At 63.5% G+C, this 14,029-nt stretch carries 19 protein-coding genes; 11 read left to right on the plus strand and 8 right to left on the minus strand.

Going from position 1 to position 14,029, the window contains the following annotated elements; genetic code table 11:
* Positions 1 to 169: 169 nt before the first annotated feature.
* Positions 170 to 508: a putative quinol monooxygenase gene (locus tag EAV90_RS03520; RefSeq protein WP_129142612.1), complete on the plus strand. Its 339-nt coding sequence runs from the start codon at positions 170 to 172 to the stop codon at positions 506 to 508.
* Positions 509 to 683: 175 nt separating this feature from the next.
* Here EAV90_RS03520 and EAV90_RS03525 read toward each other — a convergent pair whose 3' ends face one another.
* Positions 684 to 2,177, minus strand: a complete 1,494-nt coding sequence (locus EAV90_RS03525) for an FAD-linked oxidase C-terminal domain-containing protein (RefSeq protein ID WP_129142613.1) — start codon at positions 2,175 to 2,177, stop codon at positions 684 to 686.
* 263 nt (positions 2,178 to 2,440) lie between these two features.
* Between EAV90_RS03525 and cycA the strand changes: the two genes are divergently transcribed.
* Positions 2,441 to 2,836 (plus strand): cytochrome c-550 CycA, encoded by a 396-nt coding sequence (gene cycA / locus EAV90_RS03530; protein ID WP_122400927.1) that lies wholly within the window; start codon positions 2,441 to 2,443, stop codon positions 2,834 to 2,836.
* A 41-nt stretch (positions 2,837 to 2,877) separates the two neighbouring features.
* Here cycA and EAV90_RS03535 read toward each other — a convergent pair whose 3' ends face one another.
* On the minus strand, positions 2,878 to 3,834 hold the full coding sequence (locus EAV90_RS03535) for an alpha/beta fold hydrolase (RefSeq protein ID WP_162500112.1): 957 nt from the start codon (positions 3,832 to 3,834) through the stop codon (positions 2,878 to 2,880).
* 327 nt (positions 3,835 to 4,161) lie between these two features.
* Between EAV90_RS03535 and EAV90_RS03540 the strand changes: the two genes are divergently transcribed.
* Positions 4,162 to 4,344, plus strand: coding sequence for a hypothetical protein (locus EAV90_RS03540; RefSeq protein WP_122400925.1), 183 nt, complete (start codon positions 4,162 to 4,164; stop codon positions 4,342 to 4,344).
* Between the two features lie 7 nt (positions 4,345 to 4,351).
* Here the strand turns inward: EAV90_RS03540 and EAV90_RS03545 are convergent, their stop codons facing one another.
* From EAV90_RS03545 to ykgO, 3 genes are all read right to left on the minus strand, one after another.
* Positions 4,352 to 4,612: a hypothetical protein gene (locus EAV90_RS03545; RefSeq protein ID WP_129142614.1), complete on the minus strand. Its 261-nt coding sequence runs from the start codon at positions 4,610 to 4,612 to the stop codon at positions 4,352 to 4,354.
* 124 nt (positions 4,613 to 4,736) lie between these two features.
* Entirely contained in the window at positions 4,737 to 5,369 is a 633-nt protein-coding gene (locus EAV90_RS03550) for a tetratricopeptide repeat protein (RefSeq protein ID WP_122400923.1), read from the minus strand.
* A gap of 104 nt (positions 5,370 to 5,473) precedes the next feature.
* Positions 5,474 to 5,599, minus strand: a complete 126-nt coding sequence (ykgO, locus tag EAV90_RS03555) for a type B 50S ribosomal protein L36 (protein ID WP_006611362.1) — start codon at positions 5,597 to 5,599, stop codon at positions 5,474 to 5,476.
* A gap of 312 nt (positions 5,600 to 5,911) precedes the next feature.
* Between ykgO and EAV90_RS03560 the strand changes: the two genes are divergently transcribed.
* Positions 5,912 to 6,796, plus strand: a complete 885-nt coding sequence (locus EAV90_RS03560) for an amidohydrolase family protein (protein WP_028180449.1) — start codon at positions 5,912 to 5,914, stop codon at positions 6,794 to 6,796.
* A 64-nt stretch (positions 6,797 to 6,860) separates the two neighbouring features.
* Here the strand turns inward: EAV90_RS03560 and EAV90_RS03565 are convergent, their stop codons facing one another.
* On the minus strand, positions 6,861 to 7,595 hold the full coding sequence (locus EAV90_RS03565; RefSeq protein WP_164936760.1) for an SDR family NAD(P)-dependent oxidoreductase: 735 nt from the start codon (positions 7,593 to 7,595) through the stop codon (positions 6,861 to 6,863).
* Positions 7,596 to 7,775: 180 nt separating this feature from the next.
* Here EAV90_RS03565 and EAV90_RS03570 point away from each other — a divergent pair, with 180 nt between their 5' ends.
* The 3 genes from EAV90_RS03570 to EAV90_RS03580 all read left to right on the plus strand — a co-directional run bounded on the left by EAV90_RS03570 (position 7,776) and on the right by EAV90_RS03580 (position 9,724).
* The gene (locus EAV90_RS03570) at positions 7,776 to 8,114 is read left to right on the plus strand and encodes a winged helix-turn-helix transcriptional regulator (RefSeq protein WP_376707267.1); all 339 of its coding nucleotides are present in this window, start codon (positions 7,776 to 7,778) and stop codon (positions 8,112 to 8,114) included.
* Positions 8,115 to 8,482: 368 nt separating this feature from the next.
* The gene (locus tag EAV90_RS03575) at positions 8,483 to 9,214 is read left to right on the plus strand and encodes a haloacid dehalogenase type II (protein WP_122400921.1); all 732 of its coding nucleotides are present in this window, start codon (positions 8,483 to 8,485) and stop codon (positions 9,212 to 9,214) included.
* A 42-nt stretch (positions 9,215 to 9,256) separates the two neighbouring features.
* The gene (locus EAV90_RS03580; protein ID WP_122400920.1) at positions 9,257 to 9,724 is read left to right on the plus strand and encodes a YbaK/EbsC family protein; all 468 of its coding nucleotides are present in this window, start codon (positions 9,257 to 9,259) and stop codon (positions 9,722 to 9,724) included.
* A gap of 230 nt (positions 9,725 to 9,954) precedes the next feature.
* On the opposite strand, the gene EAV90_RS03585 is transcribed toward EAV90_RS03580, so the two are convergent.
* On the minus strand, positions 9,955 to 10,293 hold the full coding sequence (locus EAV90_RS03585; RefSeq protein ID WP_122400919.1) for a hypothetical protein: 339 nt from the start codon (positions 10,291 to 10,293) through the stop codon (positions 9,955 to 9,957).
* Positions 10,294 to 10,478: 185 nt separating this feature from the next.
* On the minus strand, positions 10,479 to 11,414 hold the full coding sequence (locus EAV90_RS03590) for a LysR family transcriptional regulator (protein WP_129142616.1): 936 nt from the start codon (positions 11,412 to 11,414) through the stop codon (positions 10,479 to 10,481).
* Between the two features lie 118 nt (positions 11,415 to 11,532).
* Between EAV90_RS03590 and EAV90_RS03595 the strand changes: the two genes are divergently transcribed.
* The 4 genes from EAV90_RS03595 (at position 11,533) to EAV90_RS41145 (ending at position 13,987) form a co-directional block, all read left to right on the plus strand.
* The gene (locus EAV90_RS03595) at positions 11,533 to 12,285 is read left to right on the plus strand and encodes an SDR family NAD(P)-dependent oxidoreductase (RefSeq protein ID WP_129142617.1); all 753 of its coding nucleotides are present in this window, start codon (positions 11,533 to 11,535) and stop codon (positions 12,283 to 12,285) included.
* A 38-nt stretch (positions 12,286 to 12,323) separates the two neighbouring features.
* Positions 12,324 to 13,022: a pirin family protein gene (locus EAV90_RS03600; RefSeq protein WP_129142618.1), complete on the plus strand. Its 699-nt coding sequence runs from the start codon at positions 12,324 to 12,326 to the stop codon at positions 13,020 to 13,022.
* A 142-nt stretch (positions 13,023 to 13,164) separates the two neighbouring features.
* Positions 13,165 to 13,764, plus strand: coding sequence for an NAD(P)H:quinone oxidoreductase (gene wrbA / locus EAV90_RS03605; protein WP_122400915.1), 600 nt, complete (start codon positions 13,165 to 13,167; stop codon positions 13,762 to 13,764).
* An 88-nt stretch (positions 13,765 to 13,852) separates the two neighbouring features.
* Entirely contained in the window at positions 13,853 to 13,987 is a 135-nt protein-coding gene (locus EAV90_RS41145; RefSeq protein ID WP_283809935.1) for a hypothetical protein, read from the plus strand.
* Positions 13,988 to 14,029: the final 42 nt, after the last annotated feature.

The following is a 14,029-nucleotide window of genomic DNA, read 5'->3' on the forward strand; positions in this document are numbered from 1 at the left end:
TGCAACCGCCTTCGTGGTTCGACCGCTTCGCGGTCTCGTTACTTTCAAGATCTGGACCGTGCCGCATCGCGCCGCTTCCGCGCGATGTCGCACTTCGATCACTATCGAACCATTGCCATGCAAACTTCGCTACTGATCGAATGATCCTCTCTCCAATGGAGTTTTCGTCATGAACGAGCAGGCGACGAACCAGCAAACCTTCTACCAGGCGGTCAGCGGCGGCGGTCTTTTGGTCGTGGCGCAGTGGGAAGCGAAGCCCGAAGAGGCCAATCGTGTTGCCGAGATCCTGCGCGACTTCCTCCCGCAGGCGCAAAGCGAGCCGGGCGTAAAACTGTTCCTTATCGGCCGCGCCAAGGACAACGGGGCTCAATTCCTGTTCTACGAATTATTCCACGATGAAGCCGCCTTCAGGGCGCATCAGGACAGCCCGCATTTCAAGAGCCATATCGCAGGGCAGGCGCTGGCCTTGCTGGCCAAGCGTGAGCGTACGCAATACGAGCTGATATGAGGCTCCATGAACGGCACGAAGCGCGGTTACTGACGACCAACCCGGAATCGATACAAGCAGGAGCCGCCGGGGTCTCCCGGGCGGCTCCTTTTGACCTTGGACGATCAGAATGCGGCGAGGTTGGTTGCGAACGTTGGCGGCCCGCCCGTTTACGCCCGCCGCATGATCGGCTCGCTCAGAATCGGGGAATATCCGGAAATGCCAGCTTGCCCGCATGGACATGCATGCGGCCGAGCTCGGCGCAGCGGTGCAGGGTCGGAAATACTTTCCCGGGATTGAGCAGTCCCTGGGCGTCGAAGGCGCATTTCAACCGCTGCTGCTGGTTGAGATCGATCTCGCTGAACATGTCGCCCATCAGATCGCGCTTCTCGATACCGACGCCGTGCTCACCGGTGAGCACACCGCCAAACTCGACGCAGGCACGCAGGATGTCGGCTCCGAACGCTTCGGCGCGCTCGATCTCGCCGGGCTTGTTGGCATCATAGAGGATCAGCGGATGCAGATTGCCGTCGCCGGCGTGGAACACGTTGGCGCAGCCAAGCTGGTATTTTTCCGAGAGCTCGCGGATACGGGCGAGCGCCTTCGGCAGCGCGCCGCGGGGAATCGTCCCGTCCATGCAGAGATAGTCGGGCGAGATGCGGCCCACGGCCGGAAAGGCGGCCTTGCGACCGGCCCAGAACAGATTGCGCTCGGCCTCCGAGGTCGAGATCTGGCAGGTGGTCGAGCCGCAGGCATTGGCGATGGCCTCGACGCGCGTGATCAGCTCGTCGACCTCGATCTTGGGCCCGTCGAGCTCGATGATGAGGAGCGCTTCGACGTCGAGGGGATAGCCGGCGTGGACGAAGGCCTCTGCGGCGTGGATCGCGGGCTTGTCCATCATCTCCATGCCGCCGGGGATGATGCCGGCGCCGATGATGCGCGCCACGCACTCGCCGGCCGCCTCGACTTGGGCGAAGCCGACCATCAGCGCGCGAGCGGTCTCAGGCTTTTGCAGAATCCGCACCGTGATCTCGGTGATGACGCCGAGCAGGCCTTCCGAGCCGGTGATGACGCCCATGAGGTCATAGCCTGGGTTCTCCGCCGACTTGCCGCCGATGCGCAGGATCTCGCCGCTCATCAGCACGATCTCACAACCGAGCACGTTGTTGGTGGTCATGCCGTATTTCAGGCAATGCACCCCGCCGGAATTCTCGGCGACATTGCCGCCGATCGAGCAGGCGATCTGCGAGGACGGATCGGGCGCGTAGTAGAAGCCGGCATGCGCAACCGCCTGGCTGATCGCGAGGTTGGTGACGCCGGGCTCGGTGACGACGACGCGGTTGTCGAAATCGATCTCGCGGATGCGCTTGAACTTGCCGAGCCCGAGCAGCACGCCGTCTTCGAGCGGCAACGCGCCGCCGGACAAAGAGGTGCCGGAGCCGCGCGGCACCACCTTGATACCCTGCGCGGCACAATATTTCAGGATGAGCGAGACCTGCTCGGTCGTATCCGGCAGCACCACGACCATCGGCGGCTGCCGGTAGGCGGTCAGCCCGTCGGATTCGTAGGCCCGCATCTCGGCGGCACTGTCGATCACGCCCTCGCCCGGCACGATTGCGCGCAGCGCAGCAATGATCTCCGCGCGGCGCGCCAGCACCGTCTGGTCGCTCGCAGGCATCATGATGGCCATTGACATATCCTTCCGGCTCGCGCCGCATGATCCCAATTTGTCGCGGCAAATCAACCACGTCCGCGCTTGTTTGGGTAGGCCATCCGAAAGTCGGAGCGAGGATCTGAAGCGAGTTCGCTCTGGGACAAGCAGGAAACCGTGAAACCTGTCATGGTTTGGCGGCTTGTCCAAGCCGAGCAGGCCTGCCAAAAGCGGCGGGCCGGCGATTGTCGATCAGACAAGAGACTGACCAGACCCACCAGGGAAGAGACGAAGAGCACCCGATGACAAAACTGACTTTTGGCGCACTGACGATCCTCACCGTGATTGCCACCGCACCCGCCGCGATGGCGCAGGATGTCGCGGCCGGCAAGACATCGTTCAACAAGTGCCTGGCCTGCCACGCGATCGGCGAAGGCGCCAAGAACAAGGTCGGCCCCGAGCTCAACGGCCTCAACGGCCGCAAGTCGGGCACGGCTCCGGACTACAATTATTCGGATGCGAACAAGAATTCCGGCATCACCTGGGACGAGGCCACGTTCAAGGAATACATCAAGGACCCCAAGGCCAAGATCCCCGGCACCAAGATGGCGTTCGCCGGCATCAAGAACGAGACCGAGATCAACAATCTCTGGGCCTATGTGTCGCAGTTCGACAAGGACGGGAAGATCAAGCAGTAAGCGCGCGAACGGCGGCCGCTGGAGTTTCGCTCGAAAACGCTTTAATCGGCGGCCGCCTGCGCCGGAACGATCTTGCCGATCATCGTCTCGATCTCTGACTTCACGAGATCTGGTACGGCAATCTGCACCATGTGCCCGAGGTCGGGCAGCACGATCAACCTCGCATTCGGCACCGCCGCGGCGAATGGGCGCGCGTGGATGCTGGTTTTCACCGTCTTGTCGGGCTCGCCGGCGATGATCGTCACCGGCACGGAAATGTCGCCATAGCGCGCAACTTGCGCGGCGACGGACTGTTTCAGAGTCACCAGATCATAGGCATTGGCGATGAACTCGCGGGGACGCAGCAAGAGCGGCGTCGCGGAATCCTTGACGAAGCCATCCGGCATGATTTGCGGCAGAAAGACGTTGCGCGCGCCGGATTCAGCGAGGACGTAGCCGAGCGGCAGCGTGATGGTGTAGGCGAGCAGCGGACCGATCACGGGCGTTGCGATGATCTCGTTGTAGCGCCCGACACCACCGCGCCAGGGATGCGTGACCGGCGCGAGCATCACGAGACCGGCAACGCGGTGCGGGTGATCGAGCGCGATCCGCGCCCCGAGCGCGCCGCTCCAGGAATGCACCACGAAAACCGCGCGATCGATCCCGAGCTTGTGAAGCGCCTCATCGATCATCCGCGCCTGGATCTGCGGCGTCGAATCCTGCCGCCGCGCGCGCGTGCTCCAGCCATGGCCGGGGCGGTCGATCAGAATCACGCGATGATCCCGGGCGAGGATGTCACCGAGCGGCCGGCGCATCGCTTCGAGGTTGGAGCTTGCGCCGTGCAGCATCACGATCGGAAGACCCGGATCGCGCGGGCCGATATCGACGACATGGAGCGTCGCGCCGTCGACCTCGATCATCCGGCCCTGCGGTGGATGGGCGCGTTGCACGGCGACTATCCCCGCCTGGGTGACCAGCGCCAGCAGAACCAGCGCCGTCACGACTGACATCACGATCATGGGGAGAATCCGGGTGATCCTGGGCACAGGGCAGTTACGGGTCTGACGGGTGGCAGTTTCGCCGCCGGCTTGCCGCGCCTCCACCGAAACTGCCGGGCTGTGGATATGTGTACAATTGCCGAACCAAAAAACTCAATAAAATCAACAACGATCCGAGAGCGTACGCAAGCCCCGGAACAGCTTCATGCAGGCGTCATCGCTGCTTCCATATAATCGCCATGGTCGGTTCGGCCATCTAGGCGCGGGTGGGCGCCGATCCTCCTCGCAACTTCGGGCGATGCGGGAAAGACCGGCAGGATTTGTCCTGATTTGAACCGGAGAATTCCAATGAACTTCAGATCAAACGACACTGCGATCGACGAAATCGTCGCGAGCTGCAACGGCGATCTGCGCGGTGCCGTGCGGGCGCTGCTCCTGATCAACGAGCACCTCGAGACCGAGCTTGCAAAGGCTTACGCCGCAGCCGCCGACCGCAGCCTCGTCGAGCGCGGCAGCAACGTCCTGCATTGAGCGCAGGTTAGTCCGTCCCGTCCTCTTCCTTTTCTTCGTCGGGCGTGACTGCGGGGCAAGCGCGGATCGTCGAACGGGCAAGCTTGGCATCGGTCTTGGACTTGTAGGGACCGTCGCCGAACCAGATGTCGCCGATGATGACCGGATTGCTGGTCACGATGGTGCATTTGCCGGTGGCGCGGTTGCCGACCACCCAGAACAGTTCGTCGGCGAAGCTCACCGTCCCCGACGCGAGCAGCAATACAGCTGCGACCACCAAACCCTTCATGGCTTTCGCTCCTGCCATGCAGGTAGGCCTGTAACGGGCCTCGCAATAGTCCTCGCGGTGCAACGCCTGCGATCGTGGTTAATCCACGCCGGCGGCGATCGCTCAAGAAATGATCGAGTTATAGCTAGATGTCGCGGCCTTCGACCTTCTCGGTCAGCGCCTTGACCTGATCTGGAATCTTCTCGAGGTGCGGATTGACGGCGAGCGCCTTGCGGTAGGCATCGAGCGCGCGCTTATCGTCGCCGACCTCCTGCATGATCATGCCGAGGCCGGCGAGCGCGCCGAAATGGCGCGGCTCCCGGATCAGCACTTGCTGGATGTCCGCGAGGGAGCGGCCATAATCGTTCTGCATGTAATAGAGCGTCGCACGGCGGTTCCAGGCCTCGATGTAATCAGGCCTGAGCTTGATGACCGAATCCAGGAGCTTGATCGCGACGTCGATCTTCTTCGCGTCGACTGCGGTCTTGGCGCGGGACATCAGGAGCGCTGCCGTGTCGCTCGGGGTCTGGAGCCAGATCGCCCAGATCCGCGCCTCGACATGCTTGGCGCTGGCCTCATCGGGGGCCGCCTTCAGCGCGCCGAACAGGAAATCGAGATTCTTGCTGCGATCGACCTTGGGCAGCTTTGCAGGCGCTTCAGGCAGCTTCTTCTGCTTGGCCGGCGGCTCAACCTGCTGCGCCGAGGCCGGAGCGAGGCCGGCAGTTCCCAGCACAAGGGCCAGACACAGGGAGCACGCGAAAGGGAATCTGACTGCCATGGCGAAAGTCTAAACGCTCAAAGCCGCCCTTGCAAAGCAAAGGCGGCGTCAAACTCGTGTGAGGCCGTGGTCTTGCGGGCACGCGAGCGCCCGGCAGGGCGATATCAGCCCTGGCGCGCCTTGAAGCGGCGCTGCACCTTGTTGATCACATAGACCCGGCCCTTGCGGCGGACCAGGCGGTTGGCGCGATGGCGACCGCGCAGCGATTTCAGCGAGTTACGGACCTTCATGGCAGAATCCTGAACGTTCGAAAGGCCGTGTTCGGCACTACCGTTTCGGCACGCGCGAATGTGGCAAAATGAGATCTTTCCCGCCGGCGGACCGACCGCCCGGGACGGGGCGGTTCTTAAGGCATGGCAGGCGGTGATGTCAATGTTAACCGCCCGGTTCCGGCCCAGCAAAATGGTGAAAACAACCCCATGCACAGTAGAAGCGGCCGGATCGGTCCAATTTTATCGCCATGATCTCAAGGGGCTTCGACGACACCTTGCCAAATTCGTTATATCATATAATCAATTTGGCAACCCGTCGGGAGGAAACCAATGCCGAAGCTGAAGCTGCCCAATATCGACGATGTCGTCGCCATCGACATCCACACCCATGCCGAGGAGCCCTGCGGCTGCCATCCCGACGACGGCTATGACGATTTCCAGGCGCAGATGGCGGAATACTTCAAGTCGCCGAACAAGCATCCGCCGACCGTGCCCGAGACCGCGGCCTATTACCGCTCCAAGAACATCGCGGCCGTGATCTTCCCTGTCGATGCCGAGCGCGAGACCGGCTTCCGCCGCTACAACAATTACGAGATGCTGGAGGTCGCCTCCGAACATCTCGACGTCCTCATCCCCTTCGTCTCGATCGATCCGCACAAGGGCAAGCTCGGGGCGCGCGAGGCGCGCAAGCTGATCGAGGAATACGGCGTCCGCGGCTTCAAATTCCACCCGACCATGCAGGGCTTCTACGCCAACGACCGCATGGCCTATCCGCTCTATGAAGAGATCAACAATGGCGGTGCGATCGCGCTGTTCCACACCGGCCAGACCGGCGTCGGCTCGGGCATGCCGGGCGGCATGGGCATGCGGCTGAAATATTCCAACCCGATGTACATGGACGACGTCGCGGCCGATTTCCCCGACCTCAAGATCATCCTCGCCCACCCGTCCTTCCCCTGGCAGGAAGAGGCGCTGTCGGTCGCGACTCACAAGCCGAACGTCTACATCGACCTCTCGGGCTGGTCGCCAAAGTATTTCCCGCCGATCCTGGTGCGCTACATCAACTCGATCCTGCAGGACAAGATGCTGTTCGGCTCGGACTGGCCGGTGATCACGCCGGACCGCTGGCTGTCGGATTTTGCCAAGATCGACATCCGCGACGAAATCCGGCCGAAGGTGTTGAAGGCGAACGCGCGCAAGCTGCTGGGGATCTAGGCGCGTCCCCATCATCGCCGCGCATCGAGGGCTTCGGATGACCGAAGCCCTCGCGCTCAAAGTCTCAGACTTGCGCCAGGCCTCCATCGACGAAGATCTCGCCGCCGGTCATGTAGCTGCTATCCGAGGACGCCAGGAACGCGGCCACGGCCCCTGTCTCAGAGGGATCGCCCACACGCCCGATCGGCGTGGAGCTGCCAAGCGCATCGAACGCTTCCTCGCCCACAACCTCCAACGCCAGCTCCGTTTTAGTTGGCCCCGGTGACAGCACGTTGACGCGGATGCCCGTGCCGCGCAGGTCGAGCGCCCAGCTGCGCGCCAGATTGCGGATCGCCGCCTTGGTCGCGCTATAGATGCTGAACTGCGGCGTCCCCATCACGCCCGTGCTCGATCCGGTCAGGATGATCGACGATCCCTTGCGCATCAGCGGCAGGGCTTTCTGCACGGCGAACACCAACCCCCTCACATTGACGTCGAAGATCTGATCGTAATGCTCGGGCGTGATCTGGCCGAGCGGTGCAAAGGCTCCGGTCCCGGCATTGGCGAAGAGAACGTCGACGCTGCCTCGTTCGTCCCTGACGGCGGCATACAGCCGATCGAGGTCGGACAGATCCGTCACCGAGCCCCTGACTGCGCGCGCCGAGGGTCCTAGCTGCGCAACGGCGGCATCGAGCGGCTCCTGCCGCCGCCCGAAGAGGTAGACGAACGCGCCTTCGTCGACGAACCGCTTGGCGGCTCCGAGTCCGATGCCGCTTCCGCCGCCGGTCACCACCGCCGTCTTGCCTTGTAGTCTGCTCATGATGTGCTCCTTCATTGAGGTTGCACTGAGCTGGCGGCGTACCCACCTAACGACAAGTATGCACCTTTTGGTAAGTGCCCAAAAATGTCAGACCCGACCTCTCTGCCTGCGCGGCCTCCACTTCCTGTCCAGAACTGCACGCCAAATCTGCCCGGCTTCACGTGCGGCTTAGACGCGACCTTGCGGGTCGTCTCTGGCAAGTGGAAGCCGCTGATCCTGTACTTCCTCGCCCAGGGCGGGCCGACCCGCTACGGCGAGCTTCGACGATCCGTGCGCGATGTCAGCGACAAGATGCTGATCCAGCAGCTCAAGGAGCTGGAGGCCGATGGACTGGTGAAGCGGACGGACTACAAGGAGGTGCCGCCGCGGGTGGACTATAGCCTCACCACGTTAGGCCTCAGCCTGGCCGAGGCGCTGGTGCCGCTCTGCACGTGGGGCACGGAGCACATGGCGGAGGTCAGCCGGGTGTTCGCCGAGCGGGAGGGCTGGACGCGGCGAGGACATCAGCCGACCGGCTAGCTTGCGATGCTGTTCGTCCAGGTCTGCCCGTAGTGATGTTCTCTGTCTCGTATTTTGTTGGGATACCCGCGGCTCCTAGTAGGGCAAATCGCTTCTCCGATACTTTGGTTTTACGGCCGCACACGTGGCGCATATGTCGTCGTTCTTGCTTTGTGCAACCGCAGCGTATCTGGTCCTCACTAGATTTTAGTGCGCCTCTCCCGAATTGAACGCCTCACGTGTTCACGCTTCGGCAGCGTCCGCTCGTCGTCGCAAGCCGCCGGTCGCGCTTGCAGTGGCAGACTTCCGCTTTGCTCTGGTAAGCTGACGATGATGCTTACTCCCCAAGCGGAGTTGTTGCGAACCTCAACGGCCCGGAAGGACAGCCAATGAGCATCAACGCCGTCGTCTTCGACGCCTACGGAACGCTCTACGACATCCAGTCGGTCGCTGACGTCACCGAGGATGCGTTTCCCGGCTACGGCGAGATCATCACGCAGGTCTGGCGCATCAAGCAGCTCGAATACACCTGGCTGCGCTCGCTGATGCAGCGCTACCAGGACTTTGCCGTCGTCACCCGCGATTCCCTCGCCTATACGCTGCGCGTGCTCGGGCTGGCCTACGAGAACGAGACGTTCGAGCGCGTGATCGAGAAGTATCTGCATCTCGATCTCTATCCTGACGCGGCGGAAACGCTTGCGGCCCTGAAACCGCGCAAGCTCGCCATCCTCTCCAACGGCGACCCGGACATGCTCGATGCGCTCGTGCGCAATTCCGGGCTCGATGCCTTGCTCGATGCCACCATCAGCATCGACGCGAAGAAGGTCTTCAAGCCGAGCCCGCAGGCCTATGAGCTGATCGGCGAGGTGCTCGGCACCGCGCCTGATGAGGTTCTGTTCGTCTCCTCCAATCCCTGGGACGCCGCCGGGGCGAAATCGTTCGGATTGAAGGTTGCCTGGATCGAGCGGGTGACGCCGGAAGCGATGGCGCTGGCTTGCGTCGAGAACGAACTCGTGGCACCGCTCACCCTGTTTAGAGCGATCCGCACCCAGATGGACGAGCTCGGCTTCGCGCCGGATCATCGTATCCGCGCACTCTCCGAGCTGCCGAAAATCGCTTAACGGGTCGCCGACCGCCTGTGAGATTGCAATGAGCCACCCGGAATGAGCCTGGAATCCGTTCGCGCCTTCTTCGCCGAGAAAGCCCCCGACATCTCCGTCATCGAATCCCCGATCAGCTCCGCGACCGTGGCGCTGGCGGCCGAAGCCTATGGCGTCGAGCCGGGACGGATCGCCAAGACGCTGTCGTTGCGGATCGGCGAGCGCGTGATCCTGATCGTCGCCGCCGGCACCTCACGCATGGACAACAAGAAGGTGAAGGCGCAGTTCGGCGGCAAGCCGAAGATGCTGGGCCTGGAGGAAGTCGCCGACATCACCGGGCACGAGGTTGGCGGCGTCTGCCCGTTCGGGCTGAAGTCACCGCTGCCGGTCTATTGCGACGTGTCACTGAAGGCATTCGACATCGTCGTGCCAGCCGCGGGCTCGACCCACAGCGCGGTGCGCATTGCTCCCGAGCGGATGGCCGAGCTGACCGGGGCTGAATGGATCGACGTCTGTGAGCATCGAAGCTGAGGCGGAATAGCTTCAGGTTGGATCCATCTCCGCGGGAGAGATCGCGCCCATCGAGTCGCCCCGGACGACAGGCTCCGGCGCGGGTGAGGCTTTCTCCTCTCGGCCGGTCCCATCGCGGAAGCACCCTCTCCCGCAAGCGACCGCAAGCGGGAGAGGGAGCGCACCTCCGCCGTCGCAGCGATCGAGCCTCATTTGGTTCGCGCTATAGCTTTCGCGCGCTATAGCCAGTTCTAGTCGTCCTCGTCGTAACGCGGGTACGCGGGCGGCGCGGTGTTGTAGCGCGGCGGAGGCACGATGCGGTTGCGCGGGACTGGCTGCCGCGGCTGACCCTGATTGTTCGACTGGAACACCGCGCGGCACCCGCTCGAGAGCTGCGGCGTGTTCTGTTGCAAGCAGGCCACGATACGGTTCACGTCCGGAATCTGATCGCTGCACAGCCGCCACACATCGGGCGTGCAGGCCATCTGCTGCTCCATGGTCCCGCGATATTCCTGGGCGGACGCAGCGCTCTGCGCCAAGACGCCGCCCACCGCGAGCGCCACACCTAGCGCGATCCGCTCTGTTCGCATGTCCAGATCCTTCTCACGTCTCTCGAATTGTCTTCAATCAACGAGACGCGAGCTTGTTCTGGACCAACAACAAAATGTGAAAAACGCAGTTGGAACCTATCCACCTTATCGATCCTCTTCACCGCCGCGATCAGGCGCGTGCTATCGGCCGCGGCCTGCGCGACGGGGCGTTGAGGCCGGTCGTCCTACGACGCCCTAGCCCTGCCGCGCGTCCGTCGCTTGCACGTGCCCGGCAGCTTCGCTGCGAGAAAATCGCCGAGCGCTTCCACGCGCGCGGGGCGCGGGCCGCCGGGCGGCGTCACCAGATGCACGGCGCCTTCGGCCTGCTTCCAGTCCTTCAGGATGACTTCGACCTCGCCGGACGAGATCGCCTCGCCGACGATGAACTCGGGCAGCTCGGCGATGCCGAGGCCCGCGATCAGCGCCGGCATCACGGCTTCGCCGTTGTTGACGCGCAGCTGGCCGCCCGGGCGCACGCTCGCCTGCTCGCCGGCCGAGTTGGTGTAGTGCCAGACGTTGGGCGTGGAGAGATAGGCGTAGCTGAAGCATTTGTGCTGGGCGAGATGCATTGGATGCGTCGGCCTGCCGTAACGCTTCAGATATGAAGGCGCGGCGACCGTGTAGCGCGGCATGGTGAAGAGCCGCCGTGCGATCAGCGATGAGTCCGGTAGCCGCGCGATCCGCACCGCCATGTCGAAACCCTCGCCGATCAGGTCGACGGTCGCATCGCTCAAATGCAGATCGACCGACACCTCCGGATAGGTCTCGAAAAATTCGGGCAGCAGCGGCGCCACGGCCTTGATGCCGAACGTCATGGGAACGGCGAGCCGCACCAGGCCGCGCGGCGCCATCGACTGCGCCAGCGCTTCGTTCTCGGCGGCCTCGCCGTCGGCCAAAAGGCGCGTCGCGCGTTCGGCCAGCTTGTGGCCGGCATCGGTCAGCGCGAGCCGGCGCGAGGTGCGGTTAAACAGCCGCGCGCCGAGCCGCTCTTCCAGCCGCGTGACCGCCTTGGATACCGTGGCCTTGGACATGAGGAGCTCGCTAGCGGCCCCCGCAAATGACCGTAATTCCACGACTTTTGCGAAGATCGCGAGCGCTTCGAAGTCTGGGAGCTTTGCCATCGGTGCCGGTCCATGTAGGGCAATCAAGGAAACAATGAGTTTCAACAGTTTCTATTTCTATACCACAGACGAAGGCTTATCCAAGGCCCATCAGAAATTCAGGACATGGAGAAATCCAATGACCAAGAAGCTCTCCGGCAAGGTTGCCCTCGTCACCGGCGGCTCGCGCGGCATCGGCGCAGCCTCCGCCCGCGCGCTCGCCGATGCAGGCGCGGATGTCGCCATCAGCTATGTCGCCTCGCCCGACAAGGCGGAGGCCGTCGTTGCTGAATTGAAGGCGAAGGGCGTCAAGGCGCGTGCCTTCAAGGCCGACCAGGCCTCCGCGAAGGACGTGACACAGCTCGTCAACGATGTCGCCAGGGAATTCGGCCATCTCGACATCCTCGTCAACAATGCCGGCGTCGCCGCCGGCGGGGCGATCGACGATCCCAAGGCCGACGTGGACGCGCTTGCCCGTCAGGACGCCATCAACGTGCACGGTGTGATCGCGGCGATCCGCGCCGCCTCGCAATTGATGGGTGAAGGCGGCCGGATCGTCACTGTCGGCTCGATGCTCGCCGACCGCGCCTCGTTCCCGGGTCTTGCCGACTACGTCGCCACCAAAGCGGCCGTGGTCGGTTACACCAAGGGCGCGGCGCGCGACCTCGGCGCGCGCGGGATCACGGTGAACGTGGTGCAGCCCGGCTCGATCGACACCGACATGAATCCGAAGGACGGCGGCGAGTTCGCCGAGGCCCAGCGCAAGCAGCACGCGCTGCAGCGCTTCGGCCGCCCCGAGGAAGTCGCCGCCGGCGTCGTGTTCCTCGCAAGTCCGGAAGCCTCCTTCGTCACCGGCACGGTGCTCAATGTCGACGGCGGGTTCGGTGCCTGATCCGAACCGCCACCCTTTCAAGCCAAGGAATTGCACAGATGATCGAACTCAGACCTTTCGCAAAGCTCGGCGGCGCCGATCACGGCTGGCTCAAGGCCAAGCATCATTTCTCCTTCGCCAGCCACTATGATCCGAACAATATGGGCCACGGCGCCTTGCGGGTGTGGAACGACGACGAGATCGCGCCGAACACCGGCTTTCCCGCCCATCCCCACGCCAACATGGAGATCATCACCTATGTTCGTGAAGGTGCGATCACCCATCAGGACAGCCTCGGCAACGAGGGCCGGACTGAAGCCGGCGACGTGCAGGTGATGAGCGCCGGCAGCGGCATCCGCCATTCCGAGTACAATCTGGAGCCGACCAGGACGCGGATCTTCCAGATTTGGATCGAGCCGACCGAGCGCGGCGGACAGCCGACCTGGGGCTCGAAGCCGTTCCCGAAGGCGGACCGCTCCGGCAAGCTCGTCACCATCGCGAGCGGCTTCGAGGATGATACGGACGCATTGCCGATCCGCGCCGACGCGCGGGTGCTCGCCACCACGCTGAAGGCGGGCGAGAGCGCGGAGTACGAGCCGCAGAAATCGCGGCATCTCTACCTCGTGCCGGCGGCTGGTTCCGTCGAGATCAATCGCATCCGCGTCAATGCCCGCGACGGCGCCGCGATCCGCGATGAGGCGAGGCTGAAGATCACGGCGCTGGAAGACTCCGAGCTCGTGCTCGTCGACGCGGCTTAGCGCACACACGAACTCGTCATGCCCGGCCTTGAGCCGGGCATCCATCGCCTTCGCAAGGACCTTTTCAAAGAGCGATGGGTTGCCGGGTCAAGCCCGGCAACGACACTGAAAAGGACTCACTCATCACCGAACGGAGACCATCATGACCAAAGTTCTCGTCCTCTATTATTCCGCCTATGGCCACATCGAGGCGATGGCCAAGGCCGTCGCCGAAGGCGCACGCGAGGCGGGCGCCACCGTCGACATCAAGCGCGTGCCCGAGCTGGTGCCGGCCGAAGTCGCGAAAGCCTCGCATTACAAGCTCGATCAAGCCGCGCCGGTCGCCAAGATCGAGGACCTCGCTAATTACGACGCGATCATCGTGGGCACCGGCACGCGCTTCGGCCGCATGTCCTCGCAGATGGCGAACTTCCTCGACCAGGCCGGCGGGCTCTGGGCCAAGGGCGCATTGCACGGCAAGGTCGGCGGCGCCTTCACCTCCAGCGCGACCCAGCATGGCGGCCAGGAGACCACGTTGTTCTCGATCATCACCAACCTCCTGCATTTCGGCATGGTGGTGGTCGGCATGAACTACGGCTTTGCCGGCCAGATGAAGCTCGACGAGATCACGGGCGGTGCGCCCTACGGCGCCACCACGATCACCGGCGGCGACGGCAGCCGCCAGCCCAGCGCCAACGAGCTCGCCGGCGCGCGCTACCAGGGCCGCCAGATCGCGGAGACCGCCAAGAAACTTCATGGCTGAGCTGCATGGCTGATGCGACGGGGGCGGCATTCTCATTCGGGAATGCCGCCCCATCTCCTATCGGGATTTTCGACAAAGAACGATACGAATGGCCTTCGAACTCTTGTTGATCGCGCAGATGATCCGCAAGCCTGCACAGGCGCTGGCGCGGCGCTGGTATTGCCGCAGCCTATTCCGCGCCTCGCGCGGCCGGTTTCGCTGCGCCAGTTGCACTGGCTCGTGAGGTCTGCTTGGACGATGAAAACGCCGCACGCTGCGGCACGTT

Source organism: Bradyrhizobium vignae (assembly GCF_004114425.1).
In the GTDB taxonomy this organism is placed as follows: Bacteria; Pseudomonadota; Alphaproteobacteria; order Rhizobiales; family Xanthobacteraceae; genus Bradyrhizobium; species Bradyrhizobium vignae.

Bases quoted from the DNA above. Each gene is read 5' to 3' on its own strand.
- EAV90_RS03520 (WP_129142612.1), top strand. From the start codon at position 170: ATGAACGAGCAGGCGACGAACCAGCAAACCTTCTACCAGGCGGTCAGC.
- EAV90_RS03525 (WP_129142613.1), bottom strand. From the start codon at position 2,177: ATGGCCATCATGATGCCTGCGAGCGACCAGACGGTGCTGGCGCGCCGC.
- cycA (WP_122400927.1), top strand. From the start codon at position 2,441: ATGACAAAACTGACTTTTGGCGCACTGACGATCCTCACCGTGATTGCC.
- EAV90_RS03535 (WP_162500112.1), bottom strand. From the start codon at position 3,834: ATGATCGTGATGTCAGTCGTGACGGCGCTGGTTCTGCTGGCGCTGGTC.
- EAV90_RS03540 (WP_122400925.1), top strand. From the start codon at position 4,162: ATGAACTTCAGATCAAACGACACTGCGATCGACGAAATCGTCGCGAGC.
- EAV90_RS03545 (WP_129142614.1), bottom strand. From the start codon at position 4,612: ATGAAGGGTTTGGTGGTCGCAGCTGTATTGCTGCTCGCGTCGGGGACG.
- EAV90_RS03550 (WP_122400923.1), bottom strand. From the start codon at position 5,369: ATGGCAGTCAGATTCCCTTTCGCGTGCTCCCTGTGTCTGGCCCTTGTG.
- ykgO (WP_006611362.1), bottom strand. From the start codon at position 5,599: ATGAAGGTCCGTAACTCGCTGAAATCGCTGCGCGGTCGCCATCGCGCC.
- EAV90_RS03560 (WP_028180449.1), top strand. From the start codon at position 5,912: ATGCCGAAGCTGAAGCTGCCCAATATCGACGATGTCGTCGCCATCGAC.
- EAV90_RS03565 (WP_164936760.1), bottom strand. From the start codon at position 7,595: ATGAGCAGACTACAAGGCAAGACGGCGGTGGTGACCGGCGGCGGAAGC.
- EAV90_RS03575 (WP_122400921.1), top strand. From the start codon at position 8,483: ATGAGCATCAACGCCGTCGTCTTCGACGCCTACGGAACGCTCTACGAC.
- EAV90_RS03580 (WP_122400920.1), top strand. From the start codon at position 9,257: ATGAGCCTGGAATCCGTTCGCGCCTTCTTCGCCGAGAAAGCCCCCGAC.
- EAV90_RS03585 (WP_122400919.1), bottom strand. From the start codon at position 10,293: ATGCGAACAGAGCGGATCGCGCTAGGTGTGGCGCTCGCGGTGGGCGGC.
- EAV90_RS03590 (WP_129142616.1), bottom strand. From the start codon at position 11,414: ATGGCAAAGCTCCCAGACTTCGAAGCGCTCGCGATCTTCGCAAAAGTC.
- EAV90_RS03595 (WP_129142617.1), top strand. From the start codon at position 11,533: ATGACCAAGAAGCTCTCCGGCAAGGTTGCCCTCGTCACCGGCGGCTCG.
- EAV90_RS03600 (WP_129142618.1), top strand. From the start codon at position 12,324: ATGATCGAACTCAGACCTTTCGCAAAGCTCGGCGGCGCCGATCACGGC.
- wrbA (WP_122400915.1), top strand. From the start codon at position 13,165: ATGACCAAAGTTCTCGTCCTCTATTATTCCGCCTATGGCCACATCGAG.
- EAV90_RS41145 (WP_283809935.1), top strand. From the start codon at position 13,853: ATGGCCTTCGAACTCTTGTTGATCGCGCAGATGATCCGCAAGCCTGCA.